Here is a 19,109-nt window from a genome sequence, read left to right on the forward strand (position 1 = left end):
GAAGTGATTCAGCGGAACCCGGGCATAAGTTCGCCATTTTTAGTAAGGGCATGACCCTTGTAAAGGAGTTGTTACGATTAGAAAATACGAGTGAAAAGTGATACCCTAGTTTGACGGGACTGGGGAGCCGGTGGAAGGCAGTGTTTTTCTTCGAACAAAAAGTTCGGTAAGGAGTTTGTGTCAAAGCCGGCCACCGTATAACAAAATGCGGCTTGCCTCTGGGCGAATTTACAATGGGCGGGCAACATAAAATCTTACCTAAGAAGTTGAGAGTTGCGGCAGTCATTTCAGTGGCTATCCAAATTTTTGCAATGATAATTATTTTGCAAGCAGGAGGTTTTATCTCCTTGTGGTTTTCTTTTAAGGTTACTAAATATATTTGTTTCTTCTTTGCCGCTTATCTATCTTTGAATACTATTATGAACATGATTTCAAAAAGTAGAAAAGAAAAATATGTTATGACTCCGCTTTCACTTATTGCCGGAATATGTTTTTGGATAACGGTATTTCAGATATAGTGTGTAAGATAAGGATAATCTACTGCCCTGCTTGATTGCGCCTTTATTCTTCTGGGAACCTCTAAAAGCTGAAGTTTTTAGAGGTTTTCCTTAGATTTAATTTGCGATGTTTTATTTAAGTCGTTGTGAAATAAAGACTTAAATAAAACTCGTCGGGCATCTCTAAAAATCTAACCGAGTTTTTAGAGATGCCCTTCTATCGCCTTAAACAGCGCTTGATACTCTCTTGCGTTTTCCGCTAAACAGACACACCAAAATTGCACATTCACTTCCGGATCGGATAAAGGAACAGCGACTTTACCGTGCGGAATGGCATTATTGGTATTCGTAATATTCGTTATGAAAGAAGGCAATTCGCTGGCATGTACAATTTCACGCAAGACCGAAAGCTCGCTTTGTTCCAAAAACACTGCGTCAGGAATTTTTTGTTTACATACCGAATACCAAAAACCGATGGTATTGTGTATCAAGAGTTTTTCTCCGGCAAGGTCTTGCAGTTGCAGCGTTTTTCGTTTTGCAAGCCGATGTGAGACCGGCAAAAGTACGGAAAGCTTTTCTCGAATAAACGATTTACACAGATACTGTGGCATTCCATCAGACTTTTTTGCTTCAAGCGGATGGAGCAGTATAATCAGATTGTATGTTCCGTCATCAAGTCCGCGGATAAGTGATGCCTCTGTTTCCTGTAAATCGCTCTGTATTGTTTTACCGGTAAAAACTTTTGATGCGATCGGTGCCAATTCCCACATTGGAGCCGGAGCAATCGAGCCGAAAGAAAAATTGCGCAGTCTGCGGTCTGCTTCTCGAACAGCACCAATCATATCATCATGTGCAGAAACAACAACGTGTGCGTGCTGTGCTGCAAGGACACCTACCTCGGTAAGCGCAATATGATTTTTAGTACGACTAAAAAGCGGTACCCCAAGCTCGGCTTCCAAATTCTGCATAGAGCGGCTTAAAGCAGGCTGAGACGTGTGCACCATCTCTGCCGCTTTAGAAAGCGTTCCGTATTCTGCAAATGCCACAAGCTGCCGCAACTGATAAAGTTCCATAGGTATAGTATATCTCACTATGCACTTCTGATATAGTGCCTTGCAAAACTTTTATTGTACATAGTTTACTCTCTTTGCTATATTGAAAACAGCCAAATACACTAAGGAGGAAAACGATGGATTTTGTGACGTTATCAAACGGTGTAAAGATGCCGGTTCTCGGTTTCGGTGTGTTCCAAATCGATGCAAAAGAAACGGAACAGCGTGTGCTTGCTGCAATACGGGCTGGATACCGTTTAATTGATACAGCCCAGTCGTATTTTAATGAAGAAGGCGTTGGGGCTGCGGTGAAAAAATCTGGTGTTGCACGGGAGGAACTGTTTATTACAAGCAAGGTATGGATTGAACACTACGGGTATGATGCGTGCCGAGCGTCCGTCCTTAAATCACTGGCAAAGATGCAGCTTGACTATATCGATCTTATGCTGCTGCATCAACCTTTTAACGACTACTACGGTGCGTGGCGGGCGTTGGAAGATTTATATGACGAAGGTAAAATAAGAGCAATCGGTGTGTCGAATTTTTATCCTGACCGTTTGGTGGATATAGCTTCGTTTTCCCGGATTCGTCCTATGGTGAATCAAGTAGAAACACATCCTCTTCATCAGCAAATTGAAGCGCATAAATGGATGGAGAAGTACAACATTGTACATGAAGCATGGGCTCCGTTCGGTGAGGGGCGCGGAGGACTTTTTGAAAATCCGGTACTGAAAGAAATCGGTGCAGTATATGGTAAGACTACTGCGCAGGTAATGTTGCGGTGGCTTTTGCAGCGGAATATTGTCGTACTTGCAAAATCGGCACGGGTGGAACGTATGGCAGAAAATATTGCAGTATTCGATTTCCGTTTAAGCGATCAAGATATGCAGCGTATAGCTGCACTGGACAAGGCTGAAAGCTCGTTTTTCTCCCACACAGATCCGAATATGGTGGAATGGTTTGTAAAGATGATCGAAGAGCGAAAAAAGAAATAATGTATCGGAGGTGATGATAATGAATAGAACAAAGAAAACAGGTCATGCGCTTATTCTAAAATGTACCCTGTGCGGAGTGCTGTTATCGGTCGGGTTGTTACTATCATTAACAGGATGTGCAACAACAAATCACAACAATCTTGTGATTGCAAAACAGGGGATGTTTTCCTCAGGCGGAATCGTGGTGCGTTCAGCAGGAGTGTTCAACCCTGAAAATCAATGGGAGGCAAGCGGATCCGGACAAACAACACATGCGGATCACGCAAATGTATTGTATCAAATTCCGGCGGTGGAAACAGAACTTCCGATGGTGTTCTTACACGGTTATGGACAGTCCCGTATGGGGTGGATGACAACACCGGACGGACGTGAAGGCTGGAGCAATCTTTTTTTGAAAAAGGGACACAGTATTTTTTTAATTGATGAACCGCGCCGGGGTGAAGCGGGACAGAGTTCGGTCGGCGGAACCATCAGCACAAAGACATTGGATCAGAGGTGGTATACACAGTTTAGAATCGGTCGATGGGAAAACGGACGCTCTGTAGTCAATACAGGGTCTCAATTTCCGAACGATGATGCATCGGTGGATCAGTTTTTTCGGCAGATGACACCCGATACCGGTATGAAATCGGATATGGGGGCTGACTTTGATAACGAAATGGTTGCAAAAGCTGTAGCTGCAACGATTGACAGGGTCTTTGCAATGACAGGTAAAAAATCAATTTTAGTAACACATTCCCAAGGTGGCGGATCGGGATGGACGGCAGCAAAATACACCGATCATATTGCTGCAATTGTCGCAGTTGAACCGGGTGGAGCACCAGGAACAGACAGCGAAGATTTTAAAGCAGTGCTTTCTAAAAAAATATCGGTAGCATTCTATTTCGGCGACTATATTGATAACGGTGATTCTAAGATTCAAGCGACCGGAATGTGGCAGATGATGCGTAGGATGTGCTATTCATTTGCGGAAAGCTATCGAGCACAAGGCGGAGACGCAACAGTTATCGACCTTCCGAAAGTAGGTATCACCGGTAATAGTCACTTTCTGTTCCAAGAATTGAATAACAAAGAAATTGCAGATCATGTTGAAACATGGTTGAAAACAAGGAATGTTAAATAAAAGCCGTACATTTTTATCGGAGGTTATAATGATGAAAAGATTTGGTTTAGTGCTATTCGGTTTTGCACTTTGTACGGCAGTTTTGCAAAGGAGTCCGCTATTATGGGCTGGTTATTTAAAGTTCGATAAAAAGCGGTAATATAATGGAGGTGAAAGATGAAGTTCACACAGAAAATGATGGCAGTATTTGCTGTTGCGGCAGTACTTTTAGCGGAGGGTGTCCCTGCTTGTGCTGTTCCGGGTAGTCCCGCAAATACTACGGTCAATGCGAAAAAAGTACTGGTGGTCTATTATTCGGCAACCGGTACAACAGAACGTTTGGCAAAGATTATTGCACAGGAGACGAAAGCTGATACGTTTGTAATAAGACCGAAACAGCCTTACACATCGGCAGATTTGAATTGGAATAATAAAAACAGCCGTGTTGTTCAAGAACATGAAATGGGTGTTGACAAAGTGTCTGTAACGCTTGAGTCAACAACAGTCCCGAATTTTGAAAGCTATGACACCGTTTTTATCGGTTATCCGATTTGGTGGCGAGAAGCCTCATGGGTTGTGGATGAGTTTGTCAAAAACAATAATTTTACCGGCAAGAGCGTGGTCACATTTTGTACTTCCATTTCGACCGGTACGGGTGAAAGCCGGAAACGTCTTGAAAAACTTGCCAAAACCGGTAATTGGGTGACAGGTGAACGGTTCCCCAGCAGCTTTAGCGAGGTAAGTGTAAAGGCATGGCTGAAAGGTTTAGGTTTTTAAGGTAGACCGATGTGTGGGATGAAGAAGCTGTTTCTTCTGTTATGCAGTCTGTTCCTTTCGTTATCTTGTACGGCACAAACGGCAGAGCAAGGCGGCAGTGTAAAAACTACCGACATCGTATCGGGAGGACGGATAAAAGTTGAAGATATTACCGCGCAAACTGTGATTGACCGCGTTATCGCCGATACTGGTTTTTCTCCGTGGGGTAGGCTGCTCTTCCCGGCGGATTCAGGTTATTGGAGCGGAGCGACACTCGGCACTTTGCAGTTGAGATGGTACAGCCATATCGATGCAGCAAAGACGGTAGAGATCATCCGTTATTTTAAAGCTCAAACCCTCCGGGGCGAGCCGGTCTTTTTCGATATCTACACGGAAGCGGAAAAACAGTACGATCCGCGAAAACGGAATACCGGGCTCTTTTTCTTTCGTGGTAAGAAAGGTGCAAAAGGTGCAATCTGCAGTGCAGGCGGCGGCTTTGTATATGTCGGAGCAATGCATGACAGTTTCCCACACGCATTGGAACTTTCCAAGCACGGTTATAACGCTTTTGCGCTCATCTATCGACCGGGCTCGCAAACCGCCTGCGAAGATTTGGCACGTGCTATTGCCTTTATGCACGAGCATGCGGCGGAACTGCAGATCGATACGGCGGATTATTCCCTGTGGGGCGGTTCGGCCGGCGCACGGATGGCAGCATGGCTCGGCAGTTTGGGGACGGAACGATTCGGCGAAAAAAAATACCCGCGTCCAGCTGCCGTCATCATGCAGTATACGGGACTTTCGGAAGTTTACGGTAACGAACCGCCGACATACGCCTGCGTCGGAACAGCGGACGGCATCGCAAGCTTTCGGGTGATGGAAGATCGCATCCGGCAAATCAGAGCCAATGGAACCGATGCACAGATAGAAGTCTTCAACGGCTTGCCGCACGGCTTCGGCTTGGGAACGGGCACTGTTGCCGAGGGCTGGATCGATAACGCGATGAAATTCTGGGAACGGAACATACAAAAGCGGTAATCTTTTGAATGTTCCGAATGATGGGTATATTGTCACCGTTTCAAAATTTCAATCAACACCCCCGACGCAGGGGATAATCTTTGTACGAATGAAGGAAGCTATATGAAAAAATTGACCATTCTTATGATGCCGATTTTTACGTGCGTGCTATCTTGCACCTCAGCGGAGACAAAAATGACTACATTGTTACAAAATTATACAGTAACAACAGCTATTCCCAAGGCGTATTTTTCTACTGCCGCAAAACAGGGAACAGTGCATCTGATTGAGTATGCTACCTATGATTACACTCAAGCCGCCCGCCCGGCAATTACGAAGAAAGCATACGTTTATCTTCCTTACGGGTATAACGCGGATGACACAAAAGTACGCTATAATACTCTTTTTTATATGCACGGGTGGACAGGGATAGCCGGTGAACTGTTTACAATAGGGAACGGTTTTATCAAAAATATGTTCGATGTTATGATTGAAAAAGGGGATATTCAACCGCTCATCATTGTTGCTGCAACATTTGATAATGATAATGCCCCACAGGATTTTTCACGCAGTGTTGATGAACTGGGGATATTTCATCATGATTTCCAGAATGCCTTGCTGCCTTTTATCGATTCTCACTTTAATACAAATGCATCACGGAATAGCCGGGCATTCAGCGGTTTTTCACTGGGAGCTGTTACTACATGGTACGAATTTTGTTACAATAACGATCTTATCAAGTATTTTCTTCCCTTAAGCGGCGATTGCTGGATTATGGGAACCTACGGCGGGCGCTATCGGCCCAAGGAAACCGCTGACCGGCTTGAACAGCTTGTGCAAGAAAAAGGATATACTGCTGCAGATTATGAAATTTATGCCGCAGTCGGTACACGCGATCCTATCTGGGATCAGGTAAACAACCAACTGACCGAAATGCTGACCCGCTCCACTTTCAGCGGGGGAAATGTACGCTATGCTGTCAAACAAGGCGGTCGCCATGACTACGATGCAATCGCCGAATATTTGTACAACGCTCTGCCGCTGTATTTTGGACGTTAGTACTTGTATATCTCAAAGCATCAACGAACGTCAGAAACAAAAACAGGAGCATTTGTACAGTCGGCGTTTTGTACCCATGCCGGGAGCGGGCTTTCAAATACAGTAAAAACGATTGCTTCGAAATGTCCGCGGGCAACGGTTCTGAACGGTTTTGCAATGAGCGGTCAGACGGCTCAAAACTCGCAAGCGGCAGCCAAGCGTGATACGCTCAAGTGGATTGACGGCATTAAATTGAAATAAGCTCTTTGGAGGAAACGATGGCAAAGACATTAATCGCATATTTTTCCCATACGGGAGAAAATTACTTTGGAGGACAAATCCGTTCCATTAGTAAAGGCAACACAGCAATTGCTGCAGAGTTTGCTCAAAAAGCAGTCGGCGGCGATTTGTTTGAAATCCGTACCGTAAAAGACTATCCCGTAAACTACAAGCAGTGTACGGATATCGCCGCGGAGGAGGGAAGAATGAATGCCCGCCCCGAACTGCGCGGTACGCTTCCCGATCTCAGCGGCTATGATACCATTGTGTTAGGATATCCGTGCTGGTGGGGGACTATGCCGCAAGCGGTGTTTACATTTTTGGAAAGCGCTGATTTTAGCGGAAAAAAGATATTACCCTTTTGCACACACGAAGGAAGCGGCATGGGGCGCAGCGAAAGTGATATCAAAAAACTCTGTCCTGCGGCAACGGTAGCACGGGGTCTTGCAATAACCGGTTCTTCCTGCGCATCCTCGGAAGCTGCGATAAAGAAATGGCTTAGCGTAAACGGCATGTAAAATTTAGGAGCCGGAGCTGTGGTTACAAAAGACGTACCTGATTACGCGGTTGGTGCTGCAAATCCCGGACGGATTTTTAAAACACGCGATGCGGATAAGTGTAAGGAATAGACGAATGCAGATGAAGCACACGGGAGCACTGATGATGAAACAAAGTACGCTCCGAATGATGATAGATAGCGCGATGACGCTTATTTCACTGATGCTGATAGGCGGCAATTACTTTTTTCCGTGGACAGGTGTGCATGAAATTTTAGGCGTTTCGCTGTTTGTGTTCTGGGGAACTCATGTCGCATTGAACCGGCGTTGGTATGCCTCGCTTGTAAAAGGTCCGTACCGTCCGTTCCGCATTATGCAGACAATCGTTAACTGCGGTATTCTTGTGTGTGCAGCATTTTTGACGATAAGCGGCATTATGCTTTCGCAGCATGTTTTTGTCTTCTTTCTCGATATGGAAAAAGGTTATGTTATATTCTTTACCGATTATAGTGCAATTATCGTACTGTTTGCAGCTTGTGCACATTACGGTGCAAAATTAACGAGGAGAAAGAATGAATAGCCGTGATGTGCAGTATGGGAAGGGGGAATCAACAGTTACCTGTAGTTTTCGTGATAATGTAAAAAGGCTTGCTAATCCCGCTGTTTTATAATATACGTGCAAATATACTTGATTTTTATAATAAACTGTTTTACACTTGGATAAAAAGAGGTACGAATATGCCGCAGTTATCATTATATGTTACGCAAGAGCAGCTTCTCAAAATTGAAAACGAAGCTCATGCGGAAAATATGTCGCTTTCAAAGTGGGTCGTGAGCAAAATCATGGAAAGAATAGAGCCTCATTATCCGGAGGGCTGGGCTGATCTATTCGGCTCTGTTGCTGACCCGGCATTTACGAGACCTGATCAGCCAAAACTTGAAACGCGAGAGGCTTTTTAATGTATTTTATAGACTCAAATACGTGCATTTACTTTATGAATGGAAAGTTTCCATCTGTCCGCGAAAAATTCTTATCAGTTTCGCCAAAAGAGATAAAAATTTCTTCAGTGGTAAAAGGAGAACTTTTGCTTGGCGCTTTTAAAAGCCAGACAAGAGAAAAGACTACGGAGAAAGTGGAAAAATTTTTAAAGCCGTTTGAAATTGTGAATTTTACAGGTAAAATGGCTTACTCCTATGCAGAAATCCGAAAAGATTTGGAGCTTGCAGGTACACCGATAGGCGCAAATGATTTACTGATTGCTGCTACCGTTCTTCATGAAAAAGGGACTCTTATTACTCATAATGCGAACGAATTTTCAAGAGTAAACGGCTTGAAAATTGAAGATTGGGTAGTAGATTGAACATATTAGATCTTTACCCCATCCTTGAACGATTCTCCGACACGCTCCAAAACAGAAGTTTCCGGCTTTCACAGCAATTTTCCTACGCAAGCCGACATCGATTCAATTTTCAGCTTTTTAACCGAGCATACCTTACAGCCGCTTATCGGTGCACACTTTGCGTTCCGCGATATTGCCCAAGCCTGTGCAGCATGCGACGGCGGTAAGGTAAACGGGAAAATCGTTGTGGAGCTGTAAGGCGCGGAGTAGATGCGCCGTATATTTTCAAAAGGGCTAGTTTTTTGTTCCGCGCAGCATATCCTCGATAAATTCTGCAGGGCATAATTCTTTGTTCAGAATTTTGTAGAGTCCGGTGCAAAGCGGAAGCTTTAAGTCGTATTTTACGGCAATCTTACTGAGGTACGCGCACGCGACGATGCCTTCCGGTAAATAGCCGATAGTACCGATTTGCGCAATAAGGTCATCGATGCCGCTAAAACCGTCTAAGACGGCTGCGGTGATAATTTCGCGGCCGAATTTACGGTTTCTACCGTATTTGCTGCGGCACGTCACATCAAGGTCTCCGATACCCGAAATCGATGTAAATGTTTCAGGATGCGTTGCTCCCATTGCTCTCCCGATAATTTGAATTTCGTTCAAACCGGCTGCTAATAAAAGCGATTCGGTATTGTCGCCGAAAAAGTCTGAATGTTCAGTTAGCGCATCAAGCATGCCGAATGCAATGGCGATCACGTTCTTCGTCGCTGCGCATACCTGTACACCTACGATATCAAGACTTGAGTATACCAGTAGACTACGCGATTTAAGAATTTCGCGGCAACGGATGGAGCTTAAGGGATTTTTTGAAGCTGCAATAAGACCGGTGAGCTTTCCGGCGGCAACTTCTTCTCCGTGACTTGGACCTGCGACATAGACGAGGTGATCTCGATAAAAATCGGGTAATTTTTTTTCAAGAGATTCGATGATTAAATGCGGTTCTCTGTGCTCATCGGGGATAAATCCTTTGGTAAGTACAGCGATGAGTGGATATGTCTCTGTACCGGTATCGGTATTAAAAGGAGGAATCGTTAAGAGTCGGTTTACGATATCCATTAAATAGAGGGAGGGACTTGCTAAAAAGAGTACAGCCGCATCCTTGCATACTTCTTGCATATCGGTAGAAGCGGAGATCGTCGGTGGTAAGATATAGTTCGGTAAATATTTTTTATTGATATGCTCGGTATTGATGCTTGAGCATGCATCCTCACTCCGATTCCAGAGCATGACACGATGCCCGTTTCGACCGAGTGTACAAGCTATTGCCGTTCCCCATGAACCTGCGCCGAGAATAGCGATTTTTTCATTCATAACAATCTTCTCTCTTATGGGAACCTCTAAAAATCTCAGCTTTTTAGAGGTTTTTTAGTATATAAATTCTACCGGTTCCGTTCTTTCTTTCGGCGCCGGTTTTTCTGCTGGGTATCCCAATGCAACAAAGCCGCATATTATATGATTGTGCGGAATATGAAAGGAGTCGAGTATCTTCCTGATTTCCGGTTCATTACATTTATCACGCAATTGGTTAATCCAGACGGCGCCCAACCCAAGGGATTCCGCAGCTAAATAAGTATTTTCGATTGCGCAAGACGAATCGCATTGGCCGTATATGTCGTCCTCTGCAAAACTAATCAAGAGAATAGCATCGCAGTCGTATATACGGTAATCGCTGCGGTTATGTACTTTTGCAAGGGCTTGTGCGAGTTCTTGAATTTTTTCCCGATTGTGTACAATCGTAAATTTTCGCGCCTGTCTGTTTTTTCCTGTTGGAGCAGCTTTTGCGCAGTCGGCAATGAGTTTTAGTTTTTCATCTTCAATTCTTTGATCGGTAAATTTACGCACGCTTATCCGTGTTAAAATTGCGTTGATCACTTCGTTCATATTGGTAGCCTCCATATTTTTTTCATTTTACATCGTTTATAGTATAAAGGCAAAGGGTTCTTTAAAAGGCAACGGTATCTATTATTCTGCTGGGGTATTCAAGAGAGCGCCTGATGTGTTGTCTTTTATAACAATACCGACATTGCTTGCAACACGGATATGGATATTCCAGCTGCGAATGGGAGCGACAATATGCTGTGTCCTGTTTTCCTGTAGAACCAACGAGCTTGAACTGCCGCCGTCAAGTTGAAGTGCGTCGTCGGCGCCGAGTTCCCGCATCAGCCTTGCAGTTTCTTCAAAAGAAAGACCTTGGCTTTTCCGTTTGTTTTCTCCTTCTACCACTACGACGAAGAGCGTCCGTCCGTTATCGGCAAGTCCGACGGCAGTTCGTGAATCGCGGCGGTGAAGTTTTTGCAGCAATACGGTACCGTTTCGAAGAATTGTCCAAAATCCGCCCACCGCATGGCGGATATCCGCCGATAGAAGACTCTCTGTTTGAGCGTCGATAATGCGGGCAGTTTTATCCGTATAAAAAAGCAGTGCGCCGTAGCGTTCATGCGGCATACTCATTCGCCGGAAATCCGTAATATGAATACCGACAATAGTGCGGTACACACTGAAAAGCAGCGAGCGTGTTTTGAATGGAGCGGCATTAAAAGCGACAATGGTATTGTGTCTCAGCGCAAAATCCAGTGTCGTTTCGCCGCGGATATGCCCTCGGCTGTTTGTAAAGAGAGCCGGTTCCGAAGTTATAACGGAGACGGCCGGATTGAGTAAATCTATTTTTACGATATGGACGATAAGCGGAAGCTTCAGATCATGTATATCGGCAGCTTCAATGCCCGGTGATAGAGAACGCCAGCGTATCTCTTCCCGGGTGACAGGCTGATACGGCGTATCCGTATAGGTGATAGGAACGGTTGTACATCCCGGAAAGCACCAAAGACAACACACTAATATCAGCAATGGGAATAGCGTAAGCATGCCTCCGGTGCGGTTTTGTTTATACTGCATTCGTGCTTGTACGGATTGGAGGGACGCCGGATACTTTTGTAACATAGAGCAAGTGTATCACAAGAGAGGATAAATTACAAACCTTAGGTTCCGTTTCATGATGCATACGGGTTCAGGGCTTGACAGTCCATCATAAATTTTCTATATTCAAGGACGAAATTTTTCATGAGGAGGCTTGAGGTATGGCTGGTGCTAGTAAAAACTCCCGTACTGCTGTCGCTACGCAGAAGTTTAGCTGCCCGTGTGGTGGTGAAGTTGTGCTAAAAACAATGGTTGAGAACGGAAAAATAAAAAATATCGCTGAATGTGCAAAATGTCATCGTATTGAACGCCGACCTAAAGATTTTAAATAATCTTATAAGATACACCGAAGTAAAAGGCTGCCATCGGGGTTACCGAAAGGTGGCTTTTTTTATATAGTTTACTGCTCAATGATTTGGTGAATAATTTATCGTACGTATTTAAATCATGATAGTTTAAACTTCTATTGAATAAGCGATTTGAAATCGTTATACTAGGAAAATGAAAGCCGTATTTCCTATCAAAGACATATTTTCCTCAACATAAACAACCGTATCCGCGCGGCTGAGGTCAACGTATTTATGTGAGAAATAACGGTAACAATTGCAAGATAAGGAAGAGATTATGAGCAAAGAATTTTTACCATACGACACGGTTCGTAACAACGGGTTCCGTTTGGCGCGTCAAATTTGGGAGGATGGTTTTATTCCTGATGTGATATATGTTTCGCTGCGAGGCGGTTCATCCTTGGGGAATGCTATTCATGAATGGTTTAAGATAGTAAATAAAGATGTGAAGCCTATTTTGTATGCCGCTGTTGTTGCTCATTCTTATTCCGATGCCAATCAACAGTCAAAGATGATGATTGACGGATGGACGTATTCACCCGAACATCTGCGGAGCGGCGATAAGATATTGTTGGTTGATGATATTTTCGATAGCGGCGCTACGATCAATTATCTTGTATCGGCTTTCTTGGAAAAAGGTATTCCGCGACGTGATATAAAGATAGCCGTTCATGATTATAAGGTTTTCCATAATAGAAAGAGTAGCGAACCTATTCAGCCGGATTACTGGTGCAGAAAGCATGATATCTATGCTGATAAAGACAGTCGTTGGATTCACTATATGAGCCATGAGTTGACCGGTTTAACTCCTGAAGAACTTGAAAAGCACTACTATGCACAATATCCCGAATTGCGCGAAATTTTTAAGGGTGTTTTATAAGAAACCGATGCATAGAAATCGTAAGCCGTTATTGTTTTTTTTTGTTTATTTTCTCTTTTCTCTTTCCCTTTTTGCTGCAGAGAATGGTTTAGCCTTGTATGTAGATGTTGCTGCAAGAACATCCGTCGAAAAAGGTACGGTCGATAGTCCGTTTGTTTCTCTTGAGCAGGCTGTTGCAGCAGTCCATAACCGAATAAACCGGCGAGGAGCTCCGGTAAAAAACGGTAAAGCTAAGCCTGTTTCTGTTTTTCTTCGTTCGGATGTGTATGTCGAGGAAGCTGTATTTCTTACTGTTCCGATTAAGATAATCGGTGAGAATAATCCGGTAATTACATTTGGAGAAAATGCCGGTTTTGTCGTTGAACGTACTTCATTGGAGATAACGGGATGCTCGGTAAAACGATCGGAACGGTTTACGGAACCACGTACCGTGCCTGTTTTATACGGCTCGAAGGCTTCCATTGCGCTGAATAAAGTTGCAATTACCGTAAATGAAGGGGGCGATGCAGTGATTCTGCGAAATAGCCGCATGACCTGTACCGACACATCTCTTACTTCCGAGCAACATGCGCAGGCAGTGCTGATACGTGCTGAAAAAAGTTCGCTTTCTGCCATTCGAAGTACTTTCTCGGCATCGGGTTTAGTGGCTTTGTGCTTTGATTTTGTGAAAACACAGGGTACGTTGACCGACATAGGTTGTAATCTTGCCGTGCAGTATACCGGAAGATTGGCTGAGCTTACCGATTCATCCGTGCAAATGCGGAAAGTACGCTGTTCGTATACGTCTCCTTTATTCGACATGATGGATGCGGCCGTCATTGCCGACAATGCTTCTAAAGCTGAATTGCCGGAATCTGTTGAATTAACCGGATTTGCGGAAGTGCTTGTCCGCAGATAACGTGTTGTACCGATAAATAGAGCATCACGGAAAGTACGGTGGGAATAAACAGAATAGGAATGATACTCGATGTTGTTTTGCGGTATTGATGAAGCGGGTAGGGGGGGGCGTTGGCAGGCCCCGTATACGCTGCAGCTGTTATTTTACCCGATTCCTTTGACGTTTCTGTACTGGATGATTCAAAAAAAAACTATCTCCTAAACGCCGTGAAATCGCGCGGGCAGCTATTCTGAGCGGTGCGTTGTATTGGCAGATTGCATCGGTTCCTTCCGAACAAATAGATAAAATCAACATTTTACAAGCGACACTTACCGCAATGAAGGAAGCGTTTGAGGCTCTATTTGCACAGTATGGGCGAAATACTTCAAATACACTTGCCGATAGCGAAAAGGATTTAACGGTTATTGTTGACGGTAATCAACTGCCTGATATCGGCGGCAATTTCACGCTTATTGCGGAACCCAAGGCTGATGGGCGGTATCCGTGTGTGATGGCTGCTTCTATTTTGGCTAAAACCGAGCGGGATCACCGTATGATGGAATATCATAAACAATATCCGCTCTACCGATATGATTTGCATAAAGGCTATGGGACAAAATTGCACCGATCTCTTATCGGGCTCTATGGCGCTTCGCCCATCCAGCGGCAGAGCTTTAAGTTCAAAAACGTTCAGACTAATCCTACAGATAAGTATTCATGAGGCGATAACTTCGCATTTTAAAGTATGATTAAGCTTTCTGCAACTTACATCTAAGTGAACCCTCTAAAAACTGCTTCGTCATCTATGTTAGCGGATACGATAATTCTTATGGAACAAACCGATAGGCGTGCTGTTTTTGGAGGTTTCCTTATTTCTTTTGCTCGGCGGTTGCGCCATCCTTTTTAGCTTCTGTCGGGGGCCTTTGCAAATTTTTTTGGAGTCTGCTTTGCAAGGAAGGAAGTTTCGGCTTTTGATATCGCACAATATAGAATACAAGGTTCAAGTATAATATAAGCAGTATGGTCACGATAATCACTTCGGGAGAAATAACCACATTCTTTATCAGGATAAAAAGTTGTGAGAAGCTCATATTAAAGGCATCGGCAATAGCGCAGATAACTTAAGATATTGATATTTCTATTTCTGCCTCTCAAATTCTGATATTCTACATATCATATTCTGACAGACGGTGCACTCATGATTGTATCCATATTTCGATGAGACCGTGTAAGGACGGTAGGAGAACAACGAAACAAAGGTTTCCTTTCATATATATCATTTAATATGAAGGTTTGTAAGTTGTTATTATATAATGACTTGTTTAAAGAAATTTATTATTGAATTTTGCTGATTATTATCTCCCGGAAGCTATTCGGTTGTCGAAAAATCCTGTATATCTTTTTTTGGCATGTATCTTGCTATGACAAAACTACACATGGGAACCTCTAAAAACTCGGTTTTTAGAGGCCAAAATACCTTGATGCAGAGCGTCAGGGTATATGCTATAGGGAGATTTTGATACCTTTATTACACTAAAGATGTGTAGGGATATTAAACTCTCCGTACGAAGAAACTTACGCTCACGGAGGAACGTATGCAAGCGGATATTGTTGAAACGATATTGACGGACTTTCTACGGACAGAAAAACAAAAAAAAGCCATAGATACGCTGTTTCAATATTTATATTTTAATCTCGGTGAATTTGGGGTTTACTGTGGAAGCGAGGACATGCGCAGTGACTTTTTACTTTGGCTCTATCCAAAACTAGACACCATCATAGGCGATTATAATCCTGATAGATCAATATTTTCTACATATTTGCGGATGTCCCTTACATATAGCTGGAAACTTTTTTTGAGGCGGAATCGAGAACAGGCAACGTATGCTGACGTTGCTCAAGATGATCAGCAGCAGATTGTTAAAATGAAACAAGACGAGCAGGACGGGTTACAAAGCTATGAATTGTATGCAGCAAGTCCACCACCTTCATATACAGTATTACCTGAAAAAGCACAATCCATTCAGAAAACAATTAGATGGGAAATAAAAGGAAAAAACATCTATACGCGTTATTTCCTCGAACTGTTGTGTAAGTCTTGTTTTTATATCAATGAACATTTACTGCAAACGGTTGCCGGGCATTTAGGAATATCGGTACGGAAGGTAAGACTGCTGATTGAGGAAGCAAAGGAGCTGACTGATAAACGGAATGGTGTTTACAACGAGTGGGTGGCTAAGCGGGACTTTTACTATGTACGGTATAAGAGCGCAACGCTTCAGCTTCGTAAAGTGGATGAGGCACATGCTTCCGTCATCAAGCGCTTGAAAAATCGTCAGGCCTACAGTTATGCGCGTTGGCAGGGATATTTGAAGCGGATACAAGAATATACGCGGGGGCCGAGCAATCGAGTATTGGCACAGCAACTGGGCGTTTCTCGTGCAACGGTTAATAGCGATCTTGTCGAGCTTAAAAAAGCGTGTTATGGTAAACCATGCACATATACTTAGCAAGCGGTAATCGACATAAACAAGAAGAATTTGCCGCTATTTTAAAAGATTATCACATCAGCCTTCCCGCCGATGCCGGTATCGTATTTGACCCTGAAGAAACGGGAACAACTTTTTTGGAAAATGCATTATTAAAAGCCCGTGTCTTGTACGAAAGCGTTAAATGCCCGGTGATTGCCGATGATTCGGGGCTATGCATCGATGCGCTTGGCGGTAAGCCCGGCATCTATTCAGCCCGCTACGGCATGAAAGACGGTGTGCAGCTAAAAGCGGAGGAGCGGAATCAACTTGTGCTGCAGCAAATGGAGGGTGTAGAAAACCGCAGTTGCCGGTTTGTCTGCTGCATTGCGGTAATGCTGGATGCTCACCGTTTTTTTACGGTACAAGAAACATGCGAGGGAGTGATTGCCAAATCGGAAAGCGGCCATCATGGCTTCGGCTATGATCCTATTGTGTATCTTCCAAAGATTGGAAAAACAGTTGCAGAATTGACGGCACAAGAAAAAAACGAACTGTCTCATCGCGGAAAAGCCGGTCGGCTTGTCGCTCAACTATTGGCTATGTTTCCGTCCACTGCGTCGGGATGTTGATTTTTGGCAATAGCCATTCCGTTAGCCTTTTGAAAATAGGTAGAGCAGATGCTAGGAGCGTACAAAAAACACCCGCAGGCACGGTAAACAATATACGTCCTTGTACATTGTTTACCTACACGTTTGCAATGCAAACGTGCTACTGCATAGAACCACCGCCGTCCGTGGCGGTTCTGATACGTCGAGGACTGTTTGCAGTAGCGGCATGGACGCCGCTTGTATTAACCAGTAGTGAGTTTCGTCTGTATGCGAAACTCACAGTCAAAACTATACAAGGATGTATAGTTTTGGCGATGCGACAACGCAGATGCTTGCATATTTTTAAAAGGTCGTTCCGTACCGGATGTTACCGCCTGTTCCAACTCGGTATGATATAGTTGCAACACTATGAATCTTTTGATCGTTTCCGGCCCGCCGTCTTCGGGCAAAACAAGCGTTATTTTAAAGACAATTGAGGCACTACGCACGCAAGGACTTCGTGCCGGAGTGGTGAAATTTGACTGCCTCTACACCGACGACGATGTGTTGTACGAAAAGGCCGGTATTCCCGTTCAAAAAGGTATTTCCGGCTCGCTCTGCCCCGATCACTTCTTTGTTTCCAATATCGAAGAGGTGGTACAATGGGGTGTCAAAGAACAATTCGACCTTCTGATAACGGAATCCGCAGGCCTGTGCAACCGCTGTTCTCCGTACATTAAGAATATCCTCGGTATCTGCGTTATCGATAATTTGTCGGGTATCAATACGCCGAAAAAAATCGGTCCGCTCTTAAAAGCGGCGGATATTGTCGTCATCACAAAGGGCGATATCGTGTCGCAAGCCGAACGCGAAGTGTTTTGCGCCCGTGTCAACACCGTTAATCCGCGGGCGGTTATTATGCAGGTAAACGGTCTGACGGGGCAGGGGGCCTTTGAACTGAGCACGTTGCTGTTCAGTCCCGATAAAGATATTTCGACGGTACAGGGAATGGAGCTCCGCTTCCCGATGCCCGCGGCGCTGTGTTCCTATTGCTTGGGTGAAACGCGGGTCGGCGAAAATTTCCAGATGGGCAACATCCGTAAGATGAAGATTGCCGAGTCTCAAACAAATCGTTAAAGGGAACCTCTAAAAAGCCAACCGAGTTTTTAGAGATGCCCAAAATATCTTGCACAAATTTTATGGGGGAACACTATGACCGCAGATACCGATTTTGAAATACACGGCACCGCCGAGAAGCGAACAGAACTTTCAAAAAAAACAATAGAAACACTCCTTGCGGAATATCCTTTTATTGAAGATTTTTTTGCAGAAAACCGATTGACGGAGCTGCACATTCTGGACAATGCGCAGCGCACTTTTGACTCTTTTCTACAAAGCCTTTCCGAAGAGCAGTGTGAAGATTATGCACTCGATAAAGAAGCTTTATCCCACGCGTTCTTTGAATACATCATTCAAATGGAACAGTTTTTAAATGGGGATGATGTTCGGAGTGTGCAGAGTCTTACGATACTGCCCGGCACGAATAAATCCGGCGAGCCGGAAAACTTTGAAGACCTTGTATTGTATCCGTCCCAGATTATTTCGATTGTCGGGCCGACCGGTTCCGGTAAGTCGCGGCTGCTTGCCGATATCGAATGGACGGCGCAAAAAGACACGCCTACCGGTCGCGCAATACTTATCAACGGCGAAGTACCCGATAAAGCAATCCGGTTTTCGATTAACAACAAATTGGTTGCGCAGCTTTCTCAGAACATGAATTTTGTAATGGATCTTTCCGTGCGGGAGTTTATCGAACTCCATGCGGAAAGCCGTTTGGTTAAAAATACGGAAGGCGCTGTCCAGCGGATTATCGAAGCGGCAAATAAACTGGCAGGGGAGCAATTCCGGCTGGATACACCGATTACCGCGCTGAGCGGCGGGCAGTCCCGGGCGTTAATGATTGCCGATACCGCCATTTTAAGTTCATCTCCAATCGTTCTGATAGACGAAATTGAAAACGCGGGCATCGACCGGAAAAAGGCTTTGCAGCTTTTGGTATCGAACGATAAAATCGTATTGATGGCTACTCACGATCCGGCGCTTGCGCTCTATGCCGATAAACGTATTGTCATTAAAAACGGCGGTATCCATGCGGTCATCGAAACTTCCGATCACGAGAAAGGACTGTTACATGAGCTTGAAGCGATGGATGCAAAGATCCAAACGATGCGGGCTAAGCTGCGTGCGGGTGAGCGGTTGTAGGTAAATTCTAAAAAAATTAGCTTTGTAGATATCCTATGCGACGGCTTCTCAAGAGCTGCATTTACAAAGGGATGGACTAATCCAACTAGAATCTATATAATTTACACTGCCTATGTAAAATCAGTTATAGAAATAAGTT

At 44.3% G+C, this 19,109-nt stretch carries 23 protein-coding genes and 1 pseudogene; 20 read left to right on the forward strand and 4 right to left on the reverse strand.

Going from position 1 to position 19,109, the window contains the following annotated elements:
- The first annotated feature begins 197 nt into the window (after positions 1-197).
- Entirely contained in the window at positions 198-518 is a 321-nt protein-coding gene (locus GWP43_RS05920; RefSeq protein WP_371922147.1) for a hypothetical protein, read from the forward strand.
- A 182-nt stretch (positions 519-700) separates the two neighbouring features.
- Here the strand turns inward: GWP43_RS05920 and GWP43_RS05925 are convergent, their stop codons facing one another.
- Complete coding sequence (locus tag GWP43_RS05925) at positions 701-1,570, reverse strand: LysR family transcriptional regulator (protein ID WP_162664762.1); 870 nt, start codon at positions 1,568-1,570, stop codon at positions 701-703.
- A 116-nt stretch (positions 1,571-1,686) separates the two neighbouring features.
- Between GWP43_RS05925 and GWP43_RS05930 the strand changes: the two genes are divergently transcribed.
- The 11 genes from GWP43_RS05930 (at position 1,687) to GWP43_RS05985 (ending at position 8,831) form a co-directional block, all read left to right on the forward strand.
- Positions 1,687-2,544 carry an aldo/keto reductase gene (locus tag GWP43_RS05930; protein ID WP_162663396.1) on the forward strand — a complete coding sequence of 286 codons (858 nt, stop codon included), beginning with the start codon at positions 1,687-1,689 and terminating at the stop codon, positions 2,542-2,544.
- A 19-nt stretch (positions 2,545-2,563) separates the two neighbouring features.
- Positions 2,564-3,667 carry an alpha/beta hydrolase gene (locus GWP43_RS05935; RefSeq protein ID WP_162663397.1) on the forward strand — a complete coding sequence of 368 codons (1,104 nt, stop codon included), beginning with the start codon at positions 2,564-2,566 and terminating at the stop codon, positions 3,665-3,667.
- A 156-nt stretch (positions 3,668-3,823) separates the two neighbouring features.
- On the forward strand, positions 3,824-4,423 hold the full coding sequence (locus tag GWP43_RS05940; RefSeq protein WP_162663398.1) for a flavodoxin: 600 nt from the start codon (positions 3,824-3,826) through the stop codon (positions 4,421-4,423).
- 18 nt (positions 4,424-4,441) lie between these two features.
- Positions 4,442-5,440 (forward strand): alpha/beta hydrolase, encoded by a 999-nt coding sequence (locus tag GWP43_RS05945; protein WP_203232448.1) that lies wholly within the window; start codon positions 4,442-4,444, stop codon positions 5,438-5,440.
- Between the two features lie 174 nt (positions 5,441-5,614).
- Positions 5,615-6,478 carry an alpha/beta hydrolase gene (locus GWP43_RS05950; RefSeq protein WP_230978093.1) on the forward strand — a complete coding sequence of 288 codons (864 nt, stop codon included), beginning with the start codon at positions 5,615-5,617 and terminating at the stop codon, positions 6,476-6,478.
- Between the two features lie 3 nt (positions 6,479-6,481).
- Positions 6,482-6,718, forward strand: a complete 237-nt coding sequence (locus GWP43_RS05955; RefSeq protein WP_162661908.1) for an NADPH-dependent FMN reductase family protein — start codon at positions 6,482-6,484, stop codon at positions 6,716-6,718.
- Between the two features lie 17 nt (positions 6,719-6,735).
- Complete coding sequence (locus GWP43_RS05960) at positions 6,736-7,254, forward strand: flavodoxin (RefSeq protein ID WP_162663400.1); 519 nt, start codon at positions 6,736-6,738, stop codon at positions 7,252-7,254.
- A gap of 115 nt (positions 7,255-7,369) precedes the next feature.
- On the forward strand, positions 7,370-7,813 hold the full coding sequence (locus GWP43_RS05970) for a hypothetical protein (protein ID WP_230978094.1): 444 nt from the start codon (positions 7,370-7,372) through the stop codon (positions 7,811-7,813).
- Positions 7,814-7,971: 158 nt separating this feature from the next.
- Positions 7,972-8,193, forward strand: coding sequence for a hypothetical protein (locus GWP43_RS05975; RefSeq protein ID WP_162663401.1), 222 nt, complete (start codon positions 7,972-7,974; stop codon positions 8,191-8,193).
- The gene (gene vapC, locus GWP43_RS05980; protein ID WP_162663402.1) at positions 8,193-8,594 is read left to right on the forward strand and encodes a type II toxin-antitoxin system tRNA(fMet)-specific endonuclease VapC; all 402 of its coding nucleotides are present in this window, start codon (positions 8,193-8,195) and stop codon (positions 8,592-8,594) included. Before GWP43_RS05975 ends, vapC begins: the two co-directional genes overlap by 1 nt.
- Before the next feature lie 24 nt (positions 8,595-8,618).
- A complete protein-coding gene (locus tag GWP43_RS05985; RefSeq protein WP_230978096.1) occupies positions 8,619-8,831 on the forward strand; it encodes a zinc-binding dehydrogenase in 213 nt (70 codons plus the stop codon).
- A gap of 36 nt (positions 8,832-8,867) precedes the next feature.
- Here the strand turns inward: GWP43_RS05985 and GWP43_RS05990 are convergent, their stop codons facing one another.
- The 3 genes from GWP43_RS05990 to GWP43_RS06000 form a co-directional block, all read right to left on the reverse strand.
- Positions 8,868-9,941, reverse strand: a complete 1,074-nt coding sequence (locus tag GWP43_RS05990; protein ID WP_162663403.1) for an NAD(P)H-dependent glycerol-3-phosphate dehydrogenase — start codon at positions 9,939-9,941, stop codon at positions 8,868-8,870.
- Between the two features lie 54 nt (positions 9,942-9,995).
- Positions 9,996-10,511, reverse strand: coding sequence for a nitroreductase family protein (locus GWP43_RS05995; RefSeq protein WP_162663404.1), 516 nt, complete (start codon positions 10,509-10,511; stop codon positions 9,996-9,998).
- Between the two features lie 81 nt (positions 10,512-10,592).
- The gene (locus tag GWP43_RS06000) at positions 10,593-11,495 is read right to left on the reverse strand and encodes a phosphodiester glycosidase family protein (protein ID WP_230978097.1); all 903 of its coding nucleotides are present in this window, start codon (positions 11,493-11,495) and stop codon (positions 10,593-10,595) included.
- A gap of 212 nt (positions 11,496-11,707) precedes the next feature.
- Between GWP43_RS06000 and GWP43_RS14220 the strand changes: the two genes are divergently transcribed.
- The 8 genes and pseudogenes from GWP43_RS14220 to GWP43_RS06040 all read left to right on the forward strand — a co-directional run bounded on the left by GWP43_RS14220 (position 11,708) and on the right by GWP43_RS06040 (position 18,970).
- Positions 11,708-11,878 carry a hypothetical protein gene (locus GWP43_RS14220; RefSeq protein ID WP_006188141.1) on the forward strand — a complete coding sequence of 57 codons (171 nt, stop codon included), beginning with the start codon at positions 11,708-11,710 and terminating at the stop codon, positions 11,876-11,878.
- 292 nt (positions 11,879-12,170) lie between these two features.
- The gene (locus tag GWP43_RS06005; protein ID WP_162663406.1) at positions 12,171-12,773 is read left to right on the forward strand and encodes a phosphoribosyltransferase; all 603 of its coding nucleotides are present in this window, start codon (positions 12,171-12,173) and stop codon (positions 12,771-12,773) included.
- Between the two features lie 94 nt (positions 12,774-12,867).
- Positions 12,868-13,671 carry a hypothetical protein gene (locus GWP43_RS06010; RefSeq protein ID WP_230978098.1) on the forward strand — a complete coding sequence of 268 codons (804 nt, stop codon included), beginning with the start codon at positions 12,868-12,870 and terminating at the stop codon, positions 13,669-13,671.
- A gap of 69 nt (positions 13,672-13,740) precedes the next feature.
- A pseudogene (locus GWP43_RS06015) lies at positions 13,741-14,371 on the forward strand (ribonuclease HII).
- Positions 14,372-15,245: 874 nt separating this feature from the next.
- Positions 15,246-16,160 (forward strand): hypothetical protein, encoded by a 915-nt coding sequence (locus tag GWP43_RS06025; protein ID WP_162663409.1) that lies wholly within the window; start codon positions 15,246-15,248, stop codon positions 16,158-16,160.
- Positions 16,145-16,750, forward strand: a complete 606-nt coding sequence (rdgB, locus tag GWP43_RS06030; RefSeq protein ID WP_162663410.1) for an RdgB/HAM1 family non-canonical purine NTP pyrophosphatase — start codon at positions 16,145-16,147, stop codon at positions 16,748-16,750. Before GWP43_RS06025 ends, rdgB begins: the two co-directional genes overlap by 16 nt.
- Positions 16,751-17,137: 387 nt before the next feature.
- A complete protein-coding gene (locus GWP43_RS06035; RefSeq protein ID WP_162663411.1) occupies positions 17,138-17,845 on the forward strand; it encodes a GTP-binding protein in 708 nt (235 codons plus the stop codon).
- 75 nt (positions 17,846-17,920) lie between these two features.
- Positions 17,921-18,970 carry an ATP-binding cassette domain-containing protein gene (locus GWP43_RS06040; protein ID WP_162663412.1) on the forward strand — a complete coding sequence of 350 codons (1,050 nt, stop codon included), beginning with the start codon at positions 17,921-17,923 and terminating at the stop codon, positions 18,968-18,970.
- The last annotated feature ends 139 nt before the right edge of the window (positions 18,971-19,109 follow it).

The sequence above is a fragment of the Treponema vincentii genome, from assembly GCF_010365865.1.
Taxonomy (GTDB): domain Bacteria; phylum Spirochaetota; class Spirochaetia; order Treponematales; family Treponemataceae; genus Treponema.

Bases quoted from the DNA above. Each gene is read 5' to 3' on its own strand.
- GWP43_RS05970 (WP_230978094.1), top strand. From the start codon at position 7,370: ATGCAGATGAAGCACACGGGAGCACTGATGATGAAACAAAGTACGCTC.
- GWP43_RS05945 (WP_203232448.1), top strand. From the start codon at position 4,442: ATGAAGAAGCTGTTTCTTCTGTTATGCAGTCTGTTCCTTTCGTTATCT.
- GWP43_RS06005 (WP_162663406.1), top strand. From the start codon at position 12,171: ATGAGCAAAGAATTTTTACCATACGACACGGTTCGTAACAACGGGTTC.
- GWP43_RS05930 (WP_162663396.1), top strand. From the start codon at position 1,687: ATGGATTTTGTGACGTTATCAAACGGTGTAAAGATGCCGGTTCTCGGT.
- GWP43_RS06025 (WP_162663409.1), top strand. From the start codon at position 15,246: ATGCAAGCGGATATTGTTGAAACGATATTGACGGACTTTCTACGGACA.
- GWP43_RS05940 (WP_162663398.1), top strand. From the start codon at position 3,824: ATGAAGTTCACACAGAAAATGATGGCAGTATTTGCTGTTGCGGCAGTA.
- GWP43_RS05990 (WP_162663403.1), bottom strand. From the start codon at position 9,941: ATGAATGAAAAAATCGCTATTCTCGGCGCAGGTTCATGGGGAACGGCA.
- rdgB (WP_162663410.1), top strand. From the start codon at position 16,145: ATGCACATATACTTAGCAAGCGGTAATCGACATAAACAAGAAGAATTT.
- GWP43_RS06040 (WP_162663412.1), top strand. From the start codon at position 17,921: ATGACCGCAGATACCGATTTTGAAATACACGGCACCGCCGAGAAGCGA.
- GWP43_RS05960 (WP_162663400.1), top strand. From the start codon at position 6,736: ATGGCAAAGACATTAATCGCATATTTTTCCCATACGGGAGAAAATTAC.
- GWP43_RS06035 (WP_162663411.1), top strand. From the start codon at position 17,138: ATGAATCTTTTGATCGTTTCCGGCCCGCCGTCTTCGGGCAAAACAAGC.
- GWP43_RS05925 (WP_162664762.1), bottom strand. From the start codon at position 1,570: ATGGAACTTTATCAGTTGCGGCAGCTTGTGGCATTTGCAGAATACGGA.
- vapC (WP_162663402.1), top strand. From the start codon at position 8,193: ATGTATTTTATAGACTCAAATACGTGCATTTACTTTATGAATGGAAAG.
- GWP43_RS05975 (WP_162663401.1), top strand. From the start codon at position 7,972: ATGCCGCAGTTATCATTATATGTTACGCAAGAGCAGCTTCTCAAAATT.
- GWP43_RS06000 (WP_230978097.1), bottom strand. From the start codon at position 11,495: ATGCTTACGCTATTCCCATTGCTGATATTAGTGTGTTGTCTTTGGTGC.
- GWP43_RS05995 (WP_162663404.1), bottom strand. From the start codon at position 10,511: ATGAACGAAGTGATCAACGCAATTTTAACACGGATAAGCGTGCGTAAA.
- GWP43_RS05950 (WP_230978093.1), top strand. From the start codon at position 5,615: ATGACTACATTGTTACAAAATTATACAGTAACAACAGCTATTCCCAAG.
- GWP43_RS14220 (WP_006188141.1), top strand. From the start codon at position 11,708: ATGGCTGGTGCTAGTAAAAACTCCCGTACTGCTGTCGCTACGCAGAAG.
- GWP43_RS05935 (WP_162663397.1), top strand. From the start codon at position 2,564: ATGAATAGAACAAAGAAAACAGGTCATGCGCTTATTCTAAAATGTACC.